14 protein-coding genes are annotated in these 18,477 nt (G+C 68.7%); 11 read left to right on the forward strand and 3 right to left on the reverse strand.

The window, feature by feature from the left end:
* The first annotated feature begins 212 nt into the window (after window positions 1–212).
* The 6 genes from WMF29_RS06460 (at window position 213) to WMF29_RS06485 (ending at window position 8,817) form a co-directional block, all read left to right on the forward strand.
* On the forward strand, window positions 213–1,205 hold the full coding sequence (locus tag WMF29_RS06460; RefSeq protein ID WP_437327993.1) for a 3-oxoacyl-ACP synthase III family protein: 993 nt from the start codon (window positions 213–215) through the stop codon (window positions 1,203–1,205).
* 35 nt (window positions 1,206–1,240) lie between these two features.
* Entirely contained in the window at window positions 1,241–2,998 is a 1,758-nt protein-coding gene (locus WMF29_RS06465; RefSeq protein ID WP_437327994.1) for a thiamine pyrophosphate-binding protein, read from the forward strand.
* A gap of 216 nt (window positions 2,999–3,214) precedes the next feature.
* Window positions 3,215–3,985, forward strand: coding sequence for a hypothetical protein (locus WMF29_RS06470; protein ID WP_437327995.1), 771 nt, complete (start codon window positions 3,215–3,217; stop codon window positions 3,983–3,985).
* A 96-nt stretch (window positions 3,986–4,081) separates the two neighbouring features.
* Window positions 4,082–4,753: a hypothetical protein gene (locus WMF29_RS06475; protein ID WP_437327996.1), complete on the forward strand. Its 672-nt coding sequence runs from the start codon at window positions 4,082–4,084 to the stop codon at window positions 4,751–4,753.
* A gap of 155 nt (window positions 4,754–4,908) precedes the next feature.
* Complete coding sequence (locus tag WMF29_RS06480; RefSeq protein ID WP_437327997.1) at window positions 4,909–7,998, forward strand: TonB-dependent receptor; 3,090 nt, start codon at window positions 4,909–4,911, stop codon at window positions 7,996–7,998.
* Window positions 7,999–8,025: 27 nt separating this feature from the next.
* Window positions 8,026–8,817 (forward strand): hypothetical protein, encoded by a 792-nt coding sequence (locus tag WMF29_RS06485; protein ID WP_437327998.1) that lies wholly within the window; start codon window positions 8,026–8,028, stop codon window positions 8,815–8,817.
* 268 nt (window positions 8,818–9,085) lie between these two features.
* Here the strand turns inward: WMF29_RS06485 and WMF29_RS06490 are convergent, their stop codons facing one another.
* Window positions 9,086–10,096, reverse strand: a complete 1,011-nt coding sequence (locus WMF29_RS06490; RefSeq protein ID WP_437327999.1) for a methyltransferase — start codon at window positions 10,094–10,096, stop codon at window positions 9,086–9,088.
* Window positions 10,097–10,302: 206 nt separating this feature from the next.
* On the opposite strand from WMF29_RS06490, the gene WMF29_RS06495 reads away from it, so the two are divergent.
* On the forward strand, window positions 10,303–12,159 hold the full coding sequence (locus WMF29_RS06495) for a M20/M25/M40 family metallo-hydrolase (RefSeq protein ID WP_437328000.1): 1,857 nt from the start codon (window positions 10,303–10,305) through the stop codon (window positions 12,157–12,159).
* A gap of 42 nt (window positions 12,160–12,201) precedes the next feature.
* Here the strand turns inward: WMF29_RS06495 and WMF29_RS06500 are convergent, their stop codons facing one another.
* On the reverse strand, window positions 12,202–13,080 hold the full coding sequence (locus tag WMF29_RS06500; RefSeq protein ID WP_437328001.1) for an SDR family oxidoreductase: 879 nt from the start codon (window positions 13,078–13,080) through the stop codon (window positions 12,202–12,204).
* A gap of 258 nt (window positions 13,081–13,338) precedes the next feature.
* Here WMF29_RS06500 and WMF29_RS06505 point away from each other — a divergent pair, with 258 nt between their 5' ends.
* The 3 genes from WMF29_RS06505 to WMF29_RS06515 all read left to right on the forward strand — a co-directional run bounded on the left by WMF29_RS06505 (window position 13,339) and on the right by WMF29_RS06515 (window position 16,224).
* Complete coding sequence (locus tag WMF29_RS06505; protein WP_437328002.1) at window positions 13,339–14,370, forward strand: AraC family transcriptional regulator; 1,032 nt, start codon at window positions 13,339–13,341, stop codon at window positions 14,368–14,370.
* 139 nt (window positions 14,371–14,509) lie between these two features.
* Window positions 14,510–15,751, forward strand: coding sequence for an MFS transporter (locus WMF29_RS06510; protein WP_437328003.1), 1,242 nt, complete (start codon window positions 14,510–14,512; stop codon window positions 15,749–15,751).
* 47 nt (window positions 15,752–15,798) lie between these two features.
* Window positions 15,799–16,224, forward strand: coding sequence for an ester cyclase (locus WMF29_RS06515; protein WP_437328004.1), 426 nt, complete (start codon window positions 15,799–15,801; stop codon window positions 16,222–16,224).
* Window positions 16,225–16,457: 233 nt separating this feature from the next.
* Here the strand turns inward: WMF29_RS06515 and WMF29_RS06520 are convergent, their stop codons facing one another.
* Entirely contained in the window at window positions 16,458–17,336 is an 879-nt protein-coding gene (locus WMF29_RS06520) for an NmrA family NAD(P)-binding protein (RefSeq protein ID WP_437328005.1), read from the reverse strand.
* Between the two features lie 142 nt (window positions 17,337–17,478).
* Between WMF29_RS06520 and WMF29_RS06525 the strand changes: the two genes are divergently transcribed.
* Window positions 17,479–18,411, forward strand: coding sequence for an AraC family transcriptional regulator (locus WMF29_RS06525; RefSeq protein ID WP_437328006.1), 933 nt, complete (start codon window positions 17,479–17,481; stop codon window positions 18,409–18,411).
* Window positions 18,412–18,477: the final 66 nt, after the last annotated feature.

Here is an 18,477-nt window from a genome sequence, read left to right on the forward strand (position 1 = left end):
AGTCGAGACGCCGAAGGCGGCGAGGGGCAGCAAGCTGTGCGGCACGTTCCTTGTTTACTCCGCCGCGAGTCGAGCGAAGGTGTCGGCGCCCTGGTCGTTCCGGGGAGCGATGATTGGCTCCGCGCGCCGCTTTGGGTCGCTCGCCGTAGCAGCATTTCGACGCTCGCTCCTCGAGCGTTGCGTCGACACGCCTGCTCCGGGGAAATGGCATTATGAAGGCTCAGATCATCGATGTCGTCAGCTTCATGCCGGAGCGCCGGGTCGTGAACGAGCCGCCCGAGGGCAGCTCCGAGGACGCCCTGGCGGACAACGCCTTCTTCAGCGGGGTTCACGAGCGGAGGTTCGCCTCGCCGGATTACCTCTCCGAGGACCTCGGCGTGCGCGCCGTCGAGCGGCTCCTCGAGAGGACAGGGATCCTCCCCGAGACGATCGATCTCCTCGTGTGCTCCTGCATCTTCTCCGACACGTTCTGGCCAGGGATCGGCCCTGCGATCCAGCACCGCGTCGGCGCCCGGCAGGCGACGATCCTCAACATCGACACGAGCTGCTCCTCGTACCTGTCGGGGCTCAACACGGCCCGCGCGTTCGTCGAGTCGGGCCAGTACAAGCGCGTCGTCGTGGTGACGGTGACGAACTTCATCTCTCGCCTGCCCGAGTTCCAGAAGTCCCGCCGGTCGTCCGTGCTCGGCGACGGCGCCTCGGCCACGCTCGTGACGCCCGGCGAGGCGTCGATCATCGCCCGCTACGAGCGCTCCCACGGCGAGCACTACGGCCTGTTCCGCTTCGAGCCCGACGTCGTCGACGGGGTGTTCAAGAACTACTGGGAGCGCGGCTGCGGCCCGATCACCGTCAATTTCTCCAGGGATATGGTCGAGGCGATCCGCACGAACGCGCTAGAGCTCGTGCCCGACGCGGTGGGGCGGTGCCTCGCGGAGGCCCGGCTGTCGCCGAGCGACGTCGACCTCCTCATCACCCACCAGCCGAACGAGACGTTCCTCAAGGAGTGGCGCGCCCGGATAGGGATCCTCCCTCCGCGCACGCACGACACCCTGTCCCGTTATGGCAACCTGTTCCAGGGATCGATTCCGGTCACGCTCGCGGACGCGCTGGAGAGCGGCCGCATCCGACGCGGCGATATCGTCGCGCTCGGGACATTCTCGAACGGCGGAGACTTCGTGAGCTCGATGGTGCTGCGCTGGCAGTAGTCGCCCGAGGTCCACGCACGGAAGGTACACCCTGTATGAAGTTGGCCGACGCGTTGGTCGAGATGCTGAGGGGTTGGGACGTTCAATACGTCTTCGGAGTGAGCGGCGCGAACATCGAGCACCTGCACGACGCCATTCATCGGCACGGGCAAGGGAAGCTGGTCTCCGTCCTCGCGAGGACAGAGACGGGCGCCGCGTTCATGGCGGACTGCAGGGCGAGGGTCCACAGGCGCCTCTCGGTCTGCTGCGCGACGTCGGGCGGCGGGATGCTCAACCTGGCTGTCGGGATCGCCGAGTCCTACGCCGAGGCGGTCCCCGTGCTCGCGATCGTCGGCCAGCCCCCGACGCCGCTCGAGGGGCGGGGGGCGTTCCAGGACTCGTCGGGCATCGGCAACTGCGTCGATGCCGTCCTGCTCTGGCGCTCGATCTCGAAGTACGTCGGAAAGATCAGGAGCCCACACGACTTCTGGCCGATGCTGCGCGAAGCGGTCGTGGCGGCGACGTCGGGCCGGCAGGGCCCGGCCGTGCTCCTCGTGCCCCGGGACCTCTTCGATCAGGAGGTCAGCCCGCCCCCGGTCGACTGGCCCTCCGATCTGCCGAGCTTCTGCCGATCGCGGCCGGTCGGGATCGGCGAGGTGATGCCGCTGCTCGAGGCCATCCGCAGCGCGCGCCGCCCGTTGCTCCTCATCGGCCAGGGGGTGCGCCGCTCCGACGACGCCGGCGCTGTCGAGGCGTTCGCGCGCGCGGTCGGTCTCCCCGTGGTGACCACGATGTCGGCCCGCGCCGACTTTCCGAACGACGACCCGCTGTATCTGGGGACCGTCGGCGCGGCGGGACACCCGTCGGCGCACGCGTACCTGCGCGACGAGGCGGATCTCGTCATCGCCGCGGGCGCGACGCTCGACGTCATGACGCGCGCCGCGGTCGAGAAGAGCTTCAAGGACAAGCGCTTCGTCGTCATCGACGTCGATCCCGAGGCGATCCACCGCGTCCTTCAGCCCGAGATCACCCTGTATGCGGACGTCGGCCGCGCCTTCCGCGCGCTGCTCGATCTCCTGGAGAGGCGCCCGATGTCGCCGCTCCCGCCGATCGAAGGGTACACGCGGCGCTGCTACGAGCCCCGCCTCGCGCCGGCCATCCCGGGCGACGACCCGGGCGCCGCGGGGCCCGATACGCTCCTGCAGAGCGAGGCCCTGGCCATATTGGCGGAGTTCCTGCCGGCGAAGGGCCACGTCGTGCTCGACGCCGGCAACTGCGCCGCCGCGGCCATGCACTACCTCCCCGTCCCGGAGGGCTCGACATCGACGATCGCGCTCGGGATGGGGGGAATGGGCTACTCGATCCCCGGCGCTATCGGCGCGCAGCTCGGGTCGGAGCCCGGGACGCGGACGACGGTCATCTGCGGCGACGGATCGTTCCTGATGCTCGGCCTGGAGGTGCACACGGCCGTCGATCTCGGCCTGCCCATCCTGTTCGTCGTGTTCAACAACGCGATGCACGGGATGTGCGTCACGCGCCAACAGCTCCTCTTCGAGTCCCGGATCGAGGCCGTTCGTTATCCGGAGGTCGATTTCGCGGCCCTCGCGGGCGGGCTCGCCCCGGGCGGCCGGCTCTGGGTGGGCTCCGCGTCCACGCCGCAGGAGCTGCGCGAGCGCCTGAGCGATTATCATGGCGACCACCGCGACGTGCCCGGCGTGCTCGATCTGCGGCTCTTGCGCGAGGAGATCCCGCCTTTCGCGCCGTTCCTCGGGGCGGACGCGCCGACGATACCGGCGTCGGCGTTCGCGGCATGACAGCGCGCGGAGGCGTCATCGCGCGGCGATCTCGGGCGAGCTCGCGTTTCCTGGAGAGTCGCGAAATGCCTTGTCGTGCCCGATGGTTTCGATGGAACGACGTGTGTTGATTTTGAGTTGTGTCCATTGTTGTTGTTCGAGGTCGAGTCATCATTGGTTGATTGCCGGCGCTGGAGTCGGTGACATGAGGAGGCTTTGATGTATCTGCGCGGTTCCGTGAGTTCCCTGCTGCTCGCTAGCGTTTTCACCGCCGGTTGCGCCGTGGAGGCCGCCGACCCCGAGATCACCGCTGAAGCACAGCAGGAGATCCGGGGGTTCAGCCTCAGCTTGACGAACGTCGTCGAGACGATCGGCCTGGATCTCGTCCCGACCGACGAGGCCGATGCCCTGGTCCCGGAGGAGTTCGTGCTCGCCGGTGAGGGGGGGCCCGTCACCCCGATCGTCGTGAGGACGTCGCACGCCGACGGCATCTCGGTGAACGGAGGCACGCCGACGCCGGGCTCGGTCGTCCAGGTCGGCCTCGCCGTCGTCCCGCCCGACGGGACCGGGGACGTCAACAGCTACACGCTTTGGTATTACACCGACCACGCGCTGCTCGCGTACAAGCTGCTTCAAGCCGGCTTCCTGGTTCAGTACGTGCCGTCGCTCGACTACGATCTCGCGTTCTCGGGCGGCGTCGGCGACCTCCACGTGAGCGTGCCGTTCCCCGGCTACCCTCGCCTGGTCGTCGACGGGACGGTCGCGACGCCCAGCGGGCCCCCGGCGCCGTTCGTGGCCAACTGGTGGGTGTCCACCTGGCGCGGCCCCGTCAAGCAGTCGACGGCGATATCGAACCTCTTCTTCGGCGGCGCGGACGCCACCCTCGAGACCCGCGCGCAGAACCCGCTCGGGGCCCTGATCGGCGGCTCGACGGCGGAGTTCTCGGTGCTCGACAGCTACAACGAGTTCCCGACCGCCGACGTGACCGTGGGGCTGTCGCCGTTCTAGCGCGGCGCCCAGCCGATGAGATGCGACGCGAGCCGGCACGGCGCAGGCCAGCGTACGACGTGATGTGATTGTGATGTCGAATTGAAGGAGAGCACGATGACCGCACATGACGACAGAGGGCCGTGGAGCCGATCCGGGCTCGTGAAGAACGGGGTCTCCAGCAGGGAGATCCCCGGCCTGTACGTCTCCGAGGATCACTCCATCGAGGAGTGCGTGAAGCACCTGGAGGGGATCACCAAGCCGACGTACTCGCACGAGGAGATCTTCGGCCAGTATTGCCACCTCGGCGAGTACATCCACGTCCCGGTCGAGGTGGCGTACGAGTACGCGGCGAACGTCTACAGCCTGGAGGAGTGGACCTTCAGCCTGCGGAGCCTCCACCACATCGGCGGCGGCCTCTATAAGGGGAAGGAGTTCCTCGCGAAGGATACGTCCATCTACGTTCGCGCCGAGGCCTACCCGGACAGCCGAGTCGTCGATTACCCTTGCGCCTGGGACCAGGGCGACGAGCTGTGGATGCGGTACCACTTCCGCTTCGTCGACGCGAGGCCCACCATTCGCAAGCCGGGCACCATCGTGCTCTGGACCAACGTGAAACACCCCTACTACGACAGGGCCACGGGGGAGCTCCCCGATTACATCAGCAAGCCGCGCGCGCGGGCGGACCGGGCCTGGGTCGGCGATATCTGGCCGCACTTCGACGCGATCCACAAGATCGAGATCGCCAACCTGAAGGCCATCCTGGAGCACCGGTACTCCAAGCTGTAGCGCCGCCCGCTTTTTTCCCACCCGATGGCGAGGCCGGCCCCATCCCCGTGCGCTCCTCTGCTCGCGTTTCTCTTTCGGCCTCGCGACGGCCGTCGCGCGCGCCACCGGCGGCGGGCCGGCGGCCCTCACACCCTGATAGGAGATCTGTGAACTTCATGCATGAAAGGCGCGGTGTCTGGGCCGCGCGGCTGGCTGCGGCCGCCAGCCTGCTCCTCCCGACCTCGGCCTTCGCCACCGGCTCCGGCGTCCTGACAGGCACGGTCCTCGATTCGTCGACGAGGCAGCCAGCCGCCGATGTCGTCGTGACCGTGACCTCCCCAGCGCTCCAGGGAGAGCAGCTGGTCGTCACCGACCCTTCCGGCCAGTTCCGCATCCCGAACTTGCCGCCGGGCACGTACACGCTCCGGCTCGACAAGGACGCATACAGGCCGTACAGCCGCGGCGGCATCGAGCTCCGCGTCGACAGCACCATCCGGGTGAACAGCGAGCTGCTGCCCGAGGCGCTGAAGGCCGAGGAGATCGTCGTCGTCGGCAGCGCGCCGATCGTGGATGTCGGCTCGAGCGCGACCGGCGTGAACGTCGGCTCGGAGTTCGCGAGCCGCATCCCGCTCATCCCCACGGGCGCGAAGGGCGCCGCGACCCGCTCCTTCGAGGCGCTCGCCGACGTGGCGCCCGGCGCGAGCGCCGACCGTTACGGCGTGTCGATCAGCGGGACGACGTCGCCGGAGAACCAGTACGTGATCGACGGCCTGTCGGTGAACAACCCGGCTTTCGGCGTCATCGGGACGCCGCTGTCCGTGGAGTTCATCAAGGAGGTCAAGGTGATCACGGGGGGCTACCTGCCGGAGTACGGCCGCGCCACCGGCGGCTACCTCGACGCGGTGACGAAGTCGGGCTCGAACGAGCTTCACGGCGCGGTGTTCTTCAGCATCACGCCGGGCCTCTTCGAGGCGTCGCAGACCGGGGTGCAGAGCGAGGCGAGCACGATCACGACCGACACCCGGCTGTCGTCGCTCCGGGACGTCGGCGTCGAGATCGGCGGCCCGATTTTGAAGGACAGGCTCTGGTTCTTCGCCGGGGTCTCTCCCTCGGCCGCGAGCTACCGCCTCGAGCGCGAGCTGCGCTTCAACCGGTCCGACCCGATCCCCGGCACTCAGCGGGTCTACTACGCCACCCAGCAGAGCGTCCAGTACCTCGGCAAGCTCACGTGGCTGATCGACCCGGACAACACCGTCTCGCTGTCGGTCTACGGCTCGCCCACGACGTCGGGGGGAGACGGCGACTTCGGCATCAGCCCGAAGGACGGCACCGTGGAGCTGAACAACAGCTCGAGCAACAACGTCATCAACGGCAGCTTCGGCGCCCTCGCGCACAGGTACGTGTCGAGCGCGACGGACGGCGCGCTGAAGTGGTCCTCGGCGTTCCAGAACAAGACGTACCTGCTCGACGTCACGCTCGGCGTCCACCACGAGGAGAACGCGATCCGCGCCGCCGACGGCACGAGGATCGGGAGCGGGAAGGGGCTCTCGGACACCGCGCAGGTCCACTGGCAAAGGAGCGATCCCGGGTTCCACTCCATCAACGATTTCGAGCCGTCCGAGGCGACGCGCGATTGCGATCCCGCGGGCACGCAGGCCGCCGAGCGGTGCCCCGTCGCGACGTACTTCAGCGGCGGGCCGGGGGCGCTCAGCGAGACGACGCTCGACAGGTACCAGGGCAAGGCCGTGTTCACGGGCCTGTTCACCGCCCTCGGCCACCACATCGTCAAGGCGGGCGCCGACCTCGAGCTGATGCGTTATGCGTCGTCCCGCGGCCACTCCGGGCGCAACGTCTTCGCCGAGACGACCGACGGGGCCGCGTTCACCGGCTTCCGCCGGCTCGGCTTCATCGCCGACCCCGACGAGGGCGTGCCGCTCGACAAGTTCGAGACGGTGTCGAAATCGACCACGATCGGCGGCTTCGTGCAGGACAGCTGGAGCATCCTCGACAAGGTCACGCTCAACGCGGGGGTCCGGTACGACGCGCAGCTGCTGTATGGAGGCGACGACAAGCTGGCGATAGCCCTCCCCAACCAGTGGTCGCCGCGCGTCGGTGTGATCTACGATTTCACGCAGGCCGGCCGCTCCAAGCTGTTCGTGAACTACGCGCGGTTCTACGAGAGCGTGCCGCTCAACATCATCGACCGCGCGTTCCCCGGCGAACGGCAGGTCTTCACGCTGCACGCCGCGGCGGCGTGCGACCCCCTGGACCGCGCGCAGCAGCGCGACGCGTGCGATCGGAACGAGAACCTGATCCCGACGGCCGCCCCGTACAGCCCCAACCAGAAGTGGCGTGTCATCGGGGGCGACGGCGGCATCGATCCGGACCTCGAACCGCAATCGACGGACGAGATCGTGCTCGGCGGCGAGGTCGAGATCTATCCCCGGCTGCGCGTGGGGGCGCAGTACACGAAGCGCTACCAGAACCAGGTCATCGAGGACATCAGCCGGGACGAGGCGAGGACGTACCTCATCGGCAACCCCGGCTACGGCGTCGCCAAGGATTTCCCGAAGCCGACGCGCGACTACGATGCGGTCACCGTCCATGCCGAGAAGGCCTTCGCCGACACGTGGCTCGCGCAGGCGAGCTACACGATCTCCTACCTGCGCGGCAACTGGGCCGGGCTCTTCCGCCCCGAGACCGGGCAGCTCGATCCGAACGTCAACTCGGACTTCGATCTGGTGTCGCTCCTGCCGAACCGCACGGGGCCGCTCCCCGGGGATCGCAGGCACCAGTTCAAGGTCTTCGGCGCCAAGGACTTCACGGTTCATCACCGCGTGATCGTCAGCGTGGGAGGGACGTACCGGTCCGCCTCCGGAGGGCCGACGAGCCACCTCGGCTCGCACCCGCTCTATGGCCCCGATCAGGTCTACATCCTCGAGCGCGGGAGCGGCGAGCGCCTCCCCTGGGCGCATTCCGTCGATGCCCACGTCGGCGTGGGCGTGCAGCTCGCCAAGGAGAGCACGCTGACTGTCACGGTCGATTCGTTCAACATCTTCAATTTCCAGGCGGCGACGGCCGTGGACCAGCGGTACACGGTGGCCTCCGTCCTCCCGATCGTGAACGGGACGAAGGGCGATCTCGGGCAGCTGAAGAACGTCGATGGCTCGGCGTTCAACCCGATCAACAAGAACCCGAACTTCGGAAAGCCTGTTGCGTATCAGGCGCCGCGCACGTTCAGGATCGGCGCCAAGGTGACCTTCTAGGGCGATGGCCCCGAGAGACACACGACCATGAGACGAATCCTCGGAACATCTCTCGCGCTCCTCGCGCTCCTCACGCTCGCCGCGTCCTGCGAGCAGCGGCGCGTCACCTGCACCGCGGCCCACGGCGGCTTCGCGGCGAAGTACACGCTGAAGCCCGGCTCGAAGCGGGGCGAGGGCGCGTGCGACACGCTGAAGGGGGAGATCATCGGCCTCGAGAAGTACAACCCCCGGCAGGCCGGGAACCCGCAGCGCCCTGATCCGACGAGGGCCCACCTCGCGGTCCGGGCCTCGGGGATCGCCTTTCCCGCCTTCGCGGCCCAGGGCGCGCAGGTGGAGCTCGGCCCGACGGCGCTCGACGCGCTCGGAGACTTCGCCTCCGTCGATCCGGACGGCAGCGACGTCTGCTCGGTCCCCTCGTTCACCGAGGCCACGCTGAGCGTCCCGGCGTACGAGGAGCCCCCGCCCGCCGACGCGCCGGAGGGCACGCCGCCCACACAGCACCCGGCCGTCGAGATCAGCTATGCATGGAGCAACTTCCGCATCTACGTGACGGCCGCCTACCCGGGCACGCAGATCGTCGGAGAGCTGAGGTACACGCAGGACGGCTGCTCTGCGTCCTACAGCGTCGTGGGCCTCTATCCCGCGGTGGAGTGCGCGCCCGGCGGCGTTCCGGATCCGAGCCTCTGCGATCCCCACCCCGACCTGGCGAACGGCCGAGCTTTCGGCTCCGGGATCAACCCGGACTTCGCCGATCGCGTGACCTGCGACGCCGAGACCGGCCTCTGCGTGCTCACGTCACTCCCGGAGGAGCTGCGATAACGCCGCTTGCACCATGGTCACGGCGACGCGAGCGGCCAGTTCGGCGTGTCACAAATCCATCCCGGGATCTGTCTCGCGAACCAAGCGAGATGTCGACGCAAAGACGCCAAGGGCGCAAAGACGCAAAAATACTCAGAGTCTGTTCTTTTTTGCGTCTTTGCGTCTTTGCGTCTTTGCGTTGAAATCTCTCTCCGGATCCCTGGCCAGCGAAACTCGCGGAAAGCGGACCGCGGCGCCCCGCTGGACTCGCTCCAGCGGGGCGCGCTCTTCACTTCACGCCGACGACGAACGAATCCGAGCCGATGAGCTTCTCCGCGCGGACCTCGCGGAAGCCCTGCTCGCGAAACCATCCAGCGCAATCGGCGCTCGTGTAGTCGAACCCCTCGGGCGTCTCGAGGAGGATGGTGAGGCTCATCATGAACCCGGCCACGTTCTCGCGGCGCTCGTCGTCGATCATCGCATCGTAGACGATGAGCACACCCCCCTTGGGGAGCGCGTCGTACGCCTTCTTGATGAAGCCCCGTTTGTCCGCGAGCTTCCACCCGTGGAGGATGTGACCCATGGTGATCACGTCCACCCTGGGGATCGGGTCCTTGAAGAGGTCGAACACCTGGAAGCGCAGCCGATCCGCGACCCCGTGCTCCCGGACATAGTCCTCGAAGACCGGCTGCACGGGCGACAGATCGAGCCCGATGCCCGTCAGTTGCGGGTGGGCCAGCGCGACCTGGACAGGCAAGCCGCCCTGGGCCGTGCCGACGTCGGCGAACGTCTTGTAGCGACCCCACGGAAACTTCGCCGCGAGCGCCCGCGCCGACGGCAGGCTGAGCCCCGTCATCGCCTGAGTGAACTCACGATATTTCTCGGGGGTCTTGGAGAGCCACGTGAAGATGTCCTCGCGCGCCCCGATCTCGTTCTGCGGCTCGCCCGTGCGCAGCGCCTCGGTGAGCGAGCCCCAGATCCCGTAGAGCCGCGCGTTCGACATCTCCAGCATTCCGCCGATGTACGACTTCTTGGTCTTGTCCAGGAAGAGGTCCGCCTCTCGTGTGTTCGAGTACCGGCCGTCCTCGCGCTGCAGGACGCGGAGCGCCACCAGCGCGTCGAAGAAATCGCGCGCCGCGCGGGGGTGGATGCCGATCCGCTCGCGCAGCGTCTGCCAATCGAGCGGCTCTCTCGCGAGCGCCGTGAACACGCCGAGCTCGACGGCGCTGAGCAGCGTCTTCGATTCGGCGTAAGCCATTCCCAGTCGTACAATCGCGTTGTGATCGAACTCTTGCGTCATATGGATCACCTGTGTTCGTGCTTCGGGGGCACACCTATGTATTGCATATAAGAATCACAGGCGCTCTCGAAAAGTCAGAGTCATAGCTGTCATTTGTTCGCGACGCTCGCCCCCTGGGCCCTTGGTTCGCGAGGTGGCGAGCAGACGCGGTCGTGTCTGCGCAGTTCAACTGGATTCATGGGAGTCGAAGCCATTCTGGAGGCTGTATGAGGTTGAGTAGACTGGTTCATGTGGGCTGGATTGTCGTCGCCGCGCTGGCGTACAGCGCCTGCCGGGAGGACGATGCTTTGAGCCCGGCGCCCTCGGCCGCTGCGCCGGCCTGCGATGACGTCGACGCAGAGTTCGAGGGCAGCTTCGACGCGCTGGCCAGGCTGGTCGCCGCCGAGACCTACCGCGCCGAGCAGTTCGCGAACGAGGACGCGTTCGTCACCAGCATGCAGGCGGTCGTCGACGACCTGAAGGCCCAGGCGCAGCAGTTCAACGAGGGGCAAAAGACCCACAGGATCGAGCCGTGGGAGTGGAAGGTCGAGAGCGGCAACGCGGCCGAGCCCAGGTACTACTGGGTCTTCGGGTTCCGTCTCGGCAATGGGCCCCGCAAGATCTCCCTGAACACGCACTTCGATACGGTGTCTCCGGGGGACACCGACGTGTGGGAGCCGTTCGTGCTGACCAAGTCGAGGGGCGAGACCAAGCACGGCGGCGAGCAGGATCTATGGGTCGGCCGCGGCGCCATCGACGACAAGGGGCCGGCGCTGGCGACGTTCCTCGTGCTCAAGGACATCGCCCGAGCGTACGACGGCAGCCCCCTGCTCGACGACATCACGGTGGAGCTCATCTTCGACACCACCGAGGAGATCGGCGCCATGTCGATGCGGCGGTACCGCGAGGAGAACGCCGAGGAGGCGGCGGACCTCGAGATCATCTTCGACACGTTCTGGGCCGTGCGCGCGGAGAAGGGCATCGAGCGCCCCGTGTTCACGCTCCCGCGCGAGGCGCCGCCCACGGCGGGCGTATGGATCGACTCGCTGAACACCCCCTCGGGCCCCGTCAACCAGCTCCCCGATCGGGCCGAGGCGATCCTCCGCAGCGATTCACCCGAGGCGCTCGAGGAGCTCGCCCTGCACATCGAGGCGGACTATGCCGATCATCCGTTCGACGATCCGTCGTACAGGCGGGCCGAGCTCACGGTCGACACCTCCGGCCTGCCGGACGCGATCAAGCTGACGACCCTGGTGGCGGGCGCGCAGCACGCGTCCGTGCCCCAGGAGAACCGCGCGAACGGGGCCAATCCGCTCGTGTCGCTCACCAATTTCCTGGGCGCGCTCGCGGAGGAGGAGGTGATCGTCGACAACGACGTGGCCCGGATGTGCAGGTTCATCAAGTCCACCTGGGGTACGAGGACATTCGGGGAGGCTCACCCCGAGCTGCTCGAGCGACATGACGAGGTGTTCACCGAGGGCAACGGCACCACCTACGCGCTGACCAGGCTGTACACCGAGCCGGAGCCCGGGGCGATCACGCTCAACCTCGACATCCGGTACGCGATAGGCCACCACAGCCAGCCGTGGGATGGGGAGAGCGAAGGGCTCCTGTGCGGTGACGCGAGCGAGTTCGCCGGCATCTTCGGGCAGATCGTCGACGAGTTCAACGCCACCTCCGGCGGCGCGCCGATCACGTTCGAGACCGCCACCCGGATCGCGCCGGACATCCGCCGGGTCGACGGCCCCACCTTCAGCCGGATCAGCAGCGCGTTCGAGGAGGTGACCGGCGAGCCGGCGCCCGCGGTGGCCATGGGCGCCGGCACCGACGCGAAGGCGTACGTCAAGGCGATCGCCGCGGGCGCCCTGTTCGACACCACGTTCGGCGCCCCGGTCAATTACCATGGAATCAGGGAGGCCGCGCCGGTCCGCGATCTCGCGCTGAGCACCAAGATCCTTTGCAGCGTCGTCGACCGGGAGATCAAGCAAGCGAAGGAGGAGCACCCGGAGCCGGTCGCCGGCGTGTGCGGCGCCTCCTCTGCGCGCAAACGCTCCTCCGTGACGGACGACGGCCACGACCATTGACGGTGCGCTGCCGGGAGAGCGGCGCCGTCGCGCCGCTCTCCGTCACTGGAACGAGGCGGCGAAGGTGGCCACCGTCGTCTCCGGCTTGCCGAGCTCGTTCCAGGTCGACTCCGCCTGGAACGGCTCCGGCGCGTTGTTGATCGCGTCGGAGATGTGCCAGACGTAGTTGAACGTCGGCGAGAACAGCCCGAGCACCTTGAAGATCCCGAGCGGCGCCGCCCCCACGGAGAGCTTCTCCTTCGTGTAGTGCTTGGCGAACTGGTCCGCCGCCTCCTTGATGGTGAGCGGCTCGGGCCCCTGCACCACGTACTCTCGCGACGCGTCGCCGGGGAGGGCGAGGGCGCGCGCGACCTGCTTGCCGTAGTCGCGCGCCGAGATCCAGTACGCCTTCTCGCGCGGGCTGCCGGCGAGGTTGATCCGGCTGCCCTGGCGGCTCCGGTAGGGGATCGACTCGATGAAGTTCGACGGGAAGAAGACCGTGCTCGGGATCCCGCTCTCCTTCAGGATCGAGAGCGCCTCCCGCTTCATGTCGAAGACCCACCAGCGGAAGCCGTCGTATCGGTGCAGGAGCGAAGACAGGTAGGCGATCCGCTTGATGCCCGCCTCGCGCGCGGCGGCGACGATGTTCTTCATGCCCTCCGACTCGACGCGCCACGCGCTCGCGGACGCGGTGATCGGCACCGCCAGGCTCACATAGACGATGTCGTGCCCGCGGAAGGCCGCCGTCAATGCCTTCACGTCGCTGACGTCGCCGGCGACGAGCTTGACGCCCGCCGGCAGCCGCTTGCTCGCGCGGGTCGCCTCGGGGTCGCGGACGAGGGCGGTCACGGCGAAATTGGCGGCGACGAGCTCCTGGGTCACTGGGGCGCCGAGCATGCCGGTGCTCCCAATCACGACGATGCGAGGAGAAGCGCTGCTCATGAAGATCTCTCCTGAGGTCTCGGGGGTACGGGGGTACCCATGAAAGGTCGTCGCGGCGCGGGGCGTGCGGCGTTGACTGCACGCTGCGCCAGATCCGCTCCGGCCCGCCAGCGGGGGCCGGAGCGCCGGATATGCACCGATCTGTAGCGGCAATGCGCTGGCGCATCCATGCGACTTTGGCTCGTTCCCTTTCGAGATCGTCCACCGCGGCGTCGGATTGATGGACCGTCTCGGGTCCTCTATCCTGGCGCGGAGAGCATGGACCTCCTCAGCGAGATCGTCGGCGAGCTCCGCCTCGAGAGCGTGTCGTACTGGCGGCTGGAGCTCACGGCGCCCTGGGCGCTCCGCTTCCCGGCCGGCGGGCGGGGCATCCACATCGTCACGCGCGGGAGCTGCTGGCTCGAGGTCGACGGAGGCCGGGCGCCCGCCGCCGTCGCGAGCGGCGATCTCGTCGTGATGCCGAGCGGCCGCGGTCACGTGCTCCGTGACGCGCCCAGGCCGCGCAAGGCGAGCCCCATCGAGGAGCTCGTCCGGGGCGCGTCGCCGGGGCGCGCGATCGAGCACGGCGGGGCCGGCCTGCCGACGACCATCGTGTGCGGGCAGTTCCGCTTCGGCACCCTGGGGCACCCCGCGCTCGAGGCGCTGCCGCCCGTGCTCCACCTGCGCGGCGACGAGCGGATCGGCCCCTTCATCCAGGCGCACACGCAGTGCATCGCCGCCGAGGTCAGCGCGCCGGCCGAGGGCGCGGCGATCGTGACGGCGCGGCTCTCGGACGTGCTGCTCGTGCAGGCGCTGCGCGCGTACCTCCGCGACGTGCCCGCCGACGAGCGGGGATGGCTGCGCGGCCTCGCCGATCCGCAGATCGGGCGCGCGCTCGCGCGGATGCACCGGAGCCCGGAGCTCGACTGGTCGGTGCCCGCGCTGGCGCAGGAGGCCGGCATGTCGCGGGCGGCCTTCTCCGCGCGCTTCTCCGAGCAGATGGGCGTGTCGCCGGGCAAATACCTCGCGGACTGGCGCATGTACCGCGCCAAGGTCCTCTTGCGGTCCGGGCCGGCCCTGGTGGCGGAGGTCGCCGCGGAGGTCGGCTATCGCTCGGAGGCCGCGTTCTCGTTCGCCTTCAAGCGGCTCGTGGGCTCGTCGCCGTCGGCCTACCGGGACGACCATCGAGCCGCCGATGTTGCAACCGCAACACGCGAACAGCAGCCGCTGCTGCGCCCTCAGCAGTCGGCCCTCGACGGCGGCGCCCTCTCTCGCCGTTCTGGCATGCGGGTGAAGCGGCGCCTCCCGTGAGCGGCCGCCGCCGGTCTCGGCGCGGAACTTGATACGTCGAGGCCGCCGGTGGGGGAGCGTGCCAGTCCTTGCGCGCCGCAGAGGGCCGGAGCCGTCGCGCCCGCGAGCTCCCGCCTGGAACCAGAGGAGCAGAACTTTCATGGCCACCCGTGATGTCGAGAAGACGCCGCTCACCCCCTACCAGTGGCGGCTGCTCGCGTTCCTGAGCGTCGCCTCGTTCTTCGAAGGCTACGACCGACTTGCGATCACGCAGATCCTGCCGAACCTCGGCGCGGAGATGGGGCTCTCCGCGAAGGGGGAAGGGCTCCTCATCGGGGTCATCAGCTTTGGCTCGATGCTCGCCTTCCTCCTCGTCCGCAAGGCGGACCACTGGGGCCGGCGGCGGCTCCTGACGATCACCATCGCGGGTTACACCTTGTTCTCCCTGCTCACGGGCCTCGCGCCGAACGTCTTCGTGTTCGCCGGCTGCCAGCTCCTCGCGCGCGTCTTCCTCGTCGCCGAGTACGCGGTCAGCGTGGTCTACGCGGCCGAGGAGTTCCCGAAGGACCGGCGCGGGCTGGCGATCGGCCTCATCGAGGCGTTCTCCAGCCTGGGCACCATCACGTGCGCCGGGCTCGTGCCGCTGTTCCTCTCGACCGCGCTCGGGTGGCGGACCATCTACTTCGTCGGCGCCATCCCCCTCGTGCTCGTCGCGCTGGCCCGGCGCGGCCTCCGGGAGACAGCGCGGTTCGAGCGGCTCTCGCTCGAGCGGAGGGGCGAGGAAGCACAGCCGTTCACGCGCATCCTCAGCTCCGAGTACCGCGGGAGGATGCTGAAGCTCGCCCTGATCTGGGGGCTGATGTTCGTCTGCGTCCAGAACGCCGTCACGTTCTGGAAGACGTTCGCCACCCGCGAGCGCGGGCTCACCGACGGTCAGGTGGGCACCAGCATCATGATCGCCGCGATCGTCGCCATGCCGTTCGTCTTCACGTCGGGGAAGCTGCTCGACGCCGTGGGCCGCCGCAAGGGCGCGGTGATCGCCTTCGCGCTGGCCTCCGCCGGCGTGTTCGGCGGGTACTCGCTCCGCTCGCACGCGGGGCTCACGGCCGCGCTGGCGCTGTGCATCTTCGGCGGGAGCGCCGTGCTCCCCGTGTTGAACGCGTACACGACGGAGCTGTTCCCGACGCACCTCAGGAGCGACGCGCTCGCCTGGTCGAACAACCTGCTCGGCCGGACCGCGTACATGCTCTCGCCGGTCTTCCTTGGCATCGCGGCGGAGCGCGTCGGCTGGGGACCGGCCATGTCGGCGACGGTCATCTTTCCGCTGATCGCGCTGGGACTCATCCTGTGGTTCCTCCCGGAGACGCGGGGCAAGGAGCTCGAGGAGACGGCGCGGGTTTGAAGGCGCGCCGCGCTTTTCATCGAAGAGACGAAGAAGGAGCTTTGGCCATGAGCACGCACGATCTCAAGTCGCTGTATCGGGAGTACGTCGAGGAGGTCTGGCACCGGAGGAACGTCGCCGCGGCGGACGAGTACTTCACCGACGACGTCGTCGACCACGCGGCGCCGCCGCAGCAGGGGCCGGGGCTCGCGGGGCTCAAGGCGACCTTCGCGATGTTCCTCGAGGCGTTCCCCGATTTTCACATCACGATAGAGGACCTGATCGCGGAGGGGGACAAGCTGGTCGCCCGCGTCTCGTTCACCGGCACGCACCGCGGCGCGTACCACGGGATCCCGGCGACGAACCGCGCGATCGCGTCCGGCGGAACGCACATCGTGCGTTACGTCGGCAAGAGGGTGGCCGAGCACTGGGCGCACAGCGACGATCTTCGCACACGGCAGCAGCTGGGCCTCCTCCCGGCGCCGGGGCAATAGGCCTCGACCATGTGCGCGGCGCTCGACGCCTCTGGCTTCGATGATCGGCTGATCTGGCAGCTGTGCCAGTCGAGCTACCATGCTCCGGCGGTCGAGCTCGGCCTGGTTTGCCTTCTCGAGGGCGCCGCCCTCGACTTTCAGGGACCCTCGTGGAGCGCCGAGCGATGGAGTCGAGGGTGCGGTCCGACGACGGATCTCGCCGGACCGCACCGTCTATAGGTCGCGGGCCGCGCTCACGCCTTCCAGGCGTCCTTGTGGTCCTGAGCGTACTGCGCCAGGGTGCGCGGGGGCTGGCCGGTCAAGGTGGTCACGCCCGCGCTGACCTGCGCCGCGGCGCCCTGCCTCACGAACCCGAACAGCCCGGCGAGGAAGTTGGCGTATCCCTCGGAGATCCCCGCTTGCCGCGCCCCCTGGATGAAGGACGCGTCGTCCGTGTTCACGTACTGGATGGCTCGCCCCGACGCCTTGGACAGGGCCGCGGCCGCCTCGGCGTAGGTCAGCGCCTCCGGGCCGGTGAGCGTGAACGCCTTCTTGTCGAACTTGTCCGATCGCAGCGCCGCGACCGCCGAGGCCGCGATGTCCCTCGCGTCGATGAAGGCCGTTTTGGAGTCCGCCGCCGGGATGGGGAGCACCCCCGCGTGGACGATCGGCCCGCGCCAGAACGTGTGGAAATTGTCGAGGAACCAGGTCGGGCGCAGGATCACGTAAGGAGCCCCCGACCGCTCGAGGAAGAGCTCCACGCGGCGCAGGGGCTGGCTGTCGTCGTACTCCACGCCGGACGCGGTCAGCAGCACGATCTTGCGCTTACCGCCCGAGATCGCCGTCTCCAGGAACGGGATCAGCAGATCGTATTGAGACAGCTCGCCCGAGGGCGACAGCAAAAATACCCGGTTCACCCCCTCCAGGGCCCCGGCGAAGGTGCTGGAATCGCGGTAATCGAAGCGCACCACCTCGACGCCGCGCACCGGCGCCACCTTCGCGGGATCGCGGGACCCCGCGCGCACCTGCTCCCCCGCCTGGGTGAGCTGCTCGATCAGCAGCTTCCCGACCGTTCCGGTGCTCGTCAGGACCAGGATCTTGTTGCCGCCGCCGCTGCCATTGCTGGTGCCCATCTCTCTCTCCTCCTGCCGGCGTGTGTGGATGTTCGTCACGTCCGGATGCACGGCAGTATTGGGACGCCGGGAGAGATGATCCATACGAGTATGTCTTTATTTCATGTCCGATCGTCTCATCGCCAGGTACGATCGGTGAGCCATGTCGACCGACGTCCTCACGGAGTGGTGCCGCGTGCTGTCCACTAAGGGAGTGCTGCTGGCCCGTAGCCGCCTGCCGGCGCCGTGGGGGATGCGCCTCGAGGCCCGCGCGCAGGTGACGTTCCACATCGTCACGGAGGGGGCCTGCTGGCTGCGGCGCGACGGCGCTGCCCCGCTGGCCCTGCACCAGGGGGATCTCTGCCTCTTGCCGCAGGGGCTGGCGCACGAGCTGGTGCACGCCCGCGATGGCCGGGCCGAGCCGCTCGAGCGCCTGCTAGAGCGGCGAGCCATTCTGCCCACCGGGGGCCCGATGACGACCATGGTGTGCGGCGCCTACTGCCTCGACGCGCAGCTCGCCGAGCCGATGCTGCGCGGGCTTCCGCCGGTCGTGCACTTCGCCGCGAAGGAGGTGCGCGCGAACCCGCCGCTCTCGGCGATCATGTCGCTCGTGACTGCCGAGCTGGATAGGCCCGGTCCGGGGAGCGAGGTGCTGGTGCAGCACCTGTTCGACGCCCTGTTCCTGTACATCCTGCGGGCGTGGGCGGACGGCGTGGCCGCGTCGGCGCCCGGGTGGCTGCCGGCGCTGAAGGACGCGGCGCTCTCGCGGGCGCTGGCCAGCATGCACGCGGACCCGGCGGCCCCCTGGACGGTGGAGACGCTGGCGCGGGAGGCGGGGCTGTCGCGCGCGGCGTTCGCCCGCCGGTTCACGGCCGAGCTGGGCGAGCCGCCGCTCGGGTACCTGACCCGCTGGCGCATGGGGCTCGCCTCGCGGATCCTGCTCCAGAGCGAGGCGTCTCTGGCCGAGGTGGCGCGCCGGGTGGGGTACGAGTCGGAGTTCGCCTTCAGCCGGGCCTTCAAGCGCAGCCGCGGGGTGGCCCCGGCGTCGTTCCGGCGCAGCCGGGCGGAGGTGCCGGGGCTCGGCGGCGCGCCGTGAGCGCTCGATCCGACCCGCTGTGCACGCCGGAGCTCTTCGCGATTCGAGAGAGCTGCCAGCTGCGCG

This window comes from Sorangium sp. So ce381 (genome assembly GCF_051473845.1).
Classification (GTDB): Bacteria; Myxococcota_A; Polyangia; order Polyangiales; family Polyangiaceae; genus Sorangium; species Sorangium atrum.

Excerpts from the sequence above, each read along its gene's own strand:
- WMF29_RS06505 (WP_437328002.1), top strand. The coding sequence starts at position 13,339 with ATGGACCTCCTCAGCGAGATCGTCGGCGAGCTCCGCCTCGAGAGCGTG.
- WMF29_RS06500 (WP_437328001.1), bottom strand. The coding sequence starts at position 13,080 with ATGAGCAGCGCTTCTCCTCGCATCGTCGTGATTGGGAGCACCGGCATG.
- WMF29_RS06510 (WP_437328003.1), top strand. The coding sequence starts at position 14,510 with ATGGCCACCCGTGATGTCGAGAAGACGCCGCTCACCCCCTACCAGTGG.
- WMF29_RS06465 (WP_437327994.1), top strand. The coding sequence starts at position 1,241 with ATGAAGTTGGCCGACGCGTTGGTCGAGATGCTGAGGGGTTGGGACGTT.
- WMF29_RS06485 (WP_437327998.1), top strand. The coding sequence starts at position 8,026 with ATGAGACGAATCCTCGGAACATCTCTCGCGCTCCTCGCGCTCCTCACG.
- WMF29_RS06490 (WP_437327999.1), bottom strand. The coding sequence starts at position 10,096 with ATGACGCAAGAGTTCGATCACAACGCGATTGTACGACTGGGAATGGCT.
- WMF29_RS06460 (WP_437327993.1), top strand. The coding sequence starts at position 213 with ATGAAGGCTCAGATCATCGATGTCGTCAGCTTCATGCCGGAGCGCCGG.
- WMF29_RS06520 (WP_437328005.1), bottom strand. The coding sequence starts at position 17,336 with ATGGGCACCAGCAATGGCAGCGGCGGCGGCAACAAGATCCTGGTCCTG.
- WMF29_RS06475 (WP_437327996.1), top strand. The coding sequence starts at position 4,082 with ATGACCGCACATGACGACAGAGGGCCGTGGAGCCGATCCGGGCTCGTG.
- WMF29_RS06515 (WP_437328004.1), top strand. The coding sequence starts at position 15,799 with ATGAGCACGCACGATCTCAAGTCGCTGTATCGGGAGTACGTCGAGGAG.
- WMF29_RS06480 (WP_437327997.1), top strand. The coding sequence starts at position 4,909 with ATGCATGAAAGGCGCGGTGTCTGGGCCGCGCGGCTGGCTGCGGCCGCC.
- WMF29_RS06525 (WP_437328006.1), top strand. The coding sequence starts at position 17,479 with ATGTCGACCGACGTCCTCACGGAGTGGTGCCGCGTGCTGTCCACTAAG.
- WMF29_RS06495 (WP_437328000.1), top strand. The coding sequence starts at position 10,303 with ATGAGGTTGAGTAGACTGGTTCATGTGGGCTGGATTGTCGTCGCCGCG.